Annotated in this window: 4 protein-coding genes; all 4 read right to left on the bottom strand. The window is 63.3% G+C overall.

The features are described from left to right. Positions 1-27: 27 nt before the first annotated feature. Positions 28-528 carry a phosphohistidine phosphatase SixA gene (gene sixA, locus VIW95_RS07470; RefSeq protein WP_331584952.1) on the bottom strand — a complete coding sequence of 167 codons (501 nt, stop codon included), beginning with the start codon at positions 526-528 and terminating at the stop codon, positions 28-30. Continuing rightward, positions 525-1,595 (bottom strand): CHAD domain-containing protein, encoded by a 1,071-nt coding sequence (locus VIW95_RS07465; protein ID WP_331584950.1) that lies wholly within the window; start codon positions 1,593-1,595, stop codon positions 525-527. Before VIW95_RS07465 ends, sixA begins: the two co-directional genes overlap by 4 nt. Before the next feature lie 4 nt (positions 1,596-1,599). Next, on the bottom strand, positions 1,600-2,355 hold the full coding sequence (locus VIW95_RS07460) for a thymidylate kinase (protein WP_331584947.1): 756 nt from the start codon (positions 2,353-2,355) through the stop codon (positions 1,600-1,602). Then, positions 2,330-2,698, bottom strand: a 369-nt coding sequence (locus VIW95_RS07455) for a dTMP kinase (protein WP_331584944.1), incomplete at its 5' end; no start/stop codon positions are given. The genes VIW95_RS07460 and VIW95_RS07455, both read right to left, overlap by 26 nt.

Genomic DNA, 2,698 nt, shown 5'->3' with positions numbered 1-2,698 from the left:
CCCTGCACCCCAGATGTTAGGGCGGGACTACTTGCGCATCGTGCGCAATTGGCGATGGGTTAGCATCCAGCGCAGCTCGCCGCCGCCGCGTTCGAAGCGCGCGGGCAAATCGATCGCGATACAGCCGCCGGTTTTCAATTTGAGATGAGCCAGGTCGGCTGCGCCGGTCAGCAGGATTGAGGCGACGGCGCTTAGCTGCGGTTCGTGGCCGACAATCAGTACGTCTTCGTGCTTTGAAAATGCGCGAAGAGCTGCCACCGCGTCGGCGGCGGGCACGCCGGTTGCGAGGGCGGGGAGGACTTGCGGCGGCGGAGTGTTTTCATAGGCGGCCGAGACTACCTCCGCGGTTTCGGCAGCGCGCGCAAGCGGGCTGGTCAGTATCACGTTGAACTTCAGACCCATCGCGCGCAGACCCGACGCCGCTCCGCGCATTTTTTCCTTCGAGCGATCCGAGAGCTTGCGCGCGCCGTCGTCGCCGCTGGTGGCGGCCTCTTCGGCGGTCGCGTGACGCAGAATATAGAGCATCATGGGTTTGTTTCCGTGGCGGAATGCGAGCTCATCGAATTGTGATTGGAGTGCGCGATTTGCGCTTCAGTCGGCGGATCGGATTCACTCGTTTCAGTAACCGGCGCCGGCGAGCTGACGGGCATCAGGCTTAATCTGCCGGCCTGGCGAATTTCCTCGAGCGTATCGCGCATCGCGTCGGAGCGCTCGAACCGCCGCCACGCGCGCATGCATTGTCGGCGCAGTTTACTCTCGCGGCTGCCCAGCGACTGGATCAAAGCACCGGCCGCGAGCATGGTCCGGGGCGGCGGGGCAGAAGTTTCCGCATACGACATCAGCCATGCGGTCGCGACGGTGGTGTCGTGATAGAGCCCGAGCAGTTCCTGGAGCTCCTCGAGTCGCCGCAAAGTTTTGCGTTGGCGCTTGGCGCCGAGCGGCGACATCATCTCGAGCTCGTAGCGCAGGCGTTTGATGCGAACGCGGAGCTTGTGGAAGAGCAGGGGAGGAGCATCTTCGGCGATCTTTTCACCGAGACGCGAAGCGCTGCGCGAAGCGGGCCTGATCAATTGCGCGGCGACGATGCCGAGCCGGCGGTCGGCGCCGACTTTCTTGATCGCCGGCCGGGACAGTTTCGCGAGCAGACTCTGATAGCGCTTCGACGCAATGAGTTCGCACAGCCTGGTGTGCTCGGACTTGCGCCGTTCGTCGAGAGCCGCGATCATCGGCGCAATCGCGGCTTTCAGATCGGGACCGATCCTGGCGGCGCGCGCGGCGATCAACGCCGACGTCACATCACATTCGCGGACGGCGCCCGCTTGAGCGCCGAGCCAGGGAACATCGCGCCGGAAGATCTTGAGCTGTGCGGCGTAGATGACGTTGGAGAACAAATCGATCGACGCGCGCAGGCGTCGCGTGACGACGCGAAGTTGATGCAGCGGCTCCTCTTCGCCCACCTCCGCCGCATTTTGATGGCATCGCAGCGATTCCGCACCGAACCCGATCGCCTTGCGCGCGGCGTCGGCGACAGTTTCTCCGGGGGAAAGAGTCACCCTGCGCGGTGGTGGCGCAGCGGGGCGCGCAGCATCTATCACCGTGCTATTCCTTGCGCGTCGATGCGTCGTTGTCGCCCGAGTCACGCGACTTGCCGTTGGCGCCCGACAAATACTCGGCGATGTGTTTTCTCAGCTCGGCCTGCAGCTCCTCGATCGGAAGGCGCGCATCGACGGAAATGAAGCCGAACTCGCTGGACAAGCGCCGGTACTCGTCGATCAGCCGGCTCTGATAGCGCTCGAAGGAATCGAACAGGTCGGTGCCGAGCGCGAGATGCATCCCGGATTCCCAGTAATCCATCCCCTTGCCCATGATGACGCGCGGGATGAGCGACTCGACGTCGATGTCCAGGTAGAGGACGAGGTCGGGCACGAGCGCCATGCCAAAGACCTCGCGCGTCCAATCGGGATCAGCGCCCATCACGGAGTTGCGCGCGAACGCGGTGTACATGTAGCGATCGGCGATCACGATGAAGCCGGCCTGCAGCGCGGGCAGGATTTCGTGTTCGAGGCGATCGGCAAAATCGGCGGCGTAGAGCAGCGAGAAGGTCGTCACGGTGAGCTGATGCCCGGCCTTGGCCTCGTTGATGGTCTCGGAGAGGAGAGGCGAACGCGTCCATCCGGTATTGCTGACGGCGTAGCCTTCGAGCTCGAGCCATGGGCGGAGCAGTTCGATTTGCGCGGAGCGGCCGACGCCGTCGGTGCCTTCGATCGCGATTAAATGGCCGGGCAGCCGCTTTTTCGCGACGTACGGCAGGCCGTGCCCGTACCATGCTTTAGCGTGGCTGCGATGTGACGCCATTTTTTCCGTTCGCTCGTTTGAGGTCGTAGTCGTCGAGAATTTCCTGAACCATCTTGCGTACTACTTTCTGCTGATTGGGAATCTCGGCGGTCGCGTCGATCGGGCGCATCCCGAACTCGGTCGTCAGTTGATCGTAGATTTCGAGCACCCGACTCTGGAACATGCGGAAACTTTCGACCGGATCGGCCGACAGGCCGACGTCCATGCCGGCCTCGTGGTACTTGAGCTTGGCGCGTCCCGACAGCAGGCGCTCGAGCGAAATGTCGATCGGCACGCGGAAGTAGAGCGTCAAATCGGGGCGCAGCGCGGGGCTGTAAACCGAGCGGACCCAATCGGGATGCAC

This window comes from Binatus sp. (SeqCode) (assembly GCF_036522015.1).
Lineage (GTDB): Bacteria > Desulfobacterota > Binatia > Binatales > Binataceae > Binatus.
The sequence above is the reverse complement of the archived record's forward strand: the minus strand, read 5'-3'. Positions and strand labels throughout refer to the sequence as shown.

Coding starts and splice junctions, on each gene's coding strand:
- sixA (WP_331584952.1), bottom strand. CDS start 528: ATGATGCTCTATATTCTGCGTCACGCGACCGCCGAAGAGGCCGCCACC.
- VIW95_RS07460 (WP_331584947.1), bottom strand. CDS start 2,355: ATGGCGTCACATCGCAGCCACGCTAAAGCATGGTACGGGCACGGCCTG.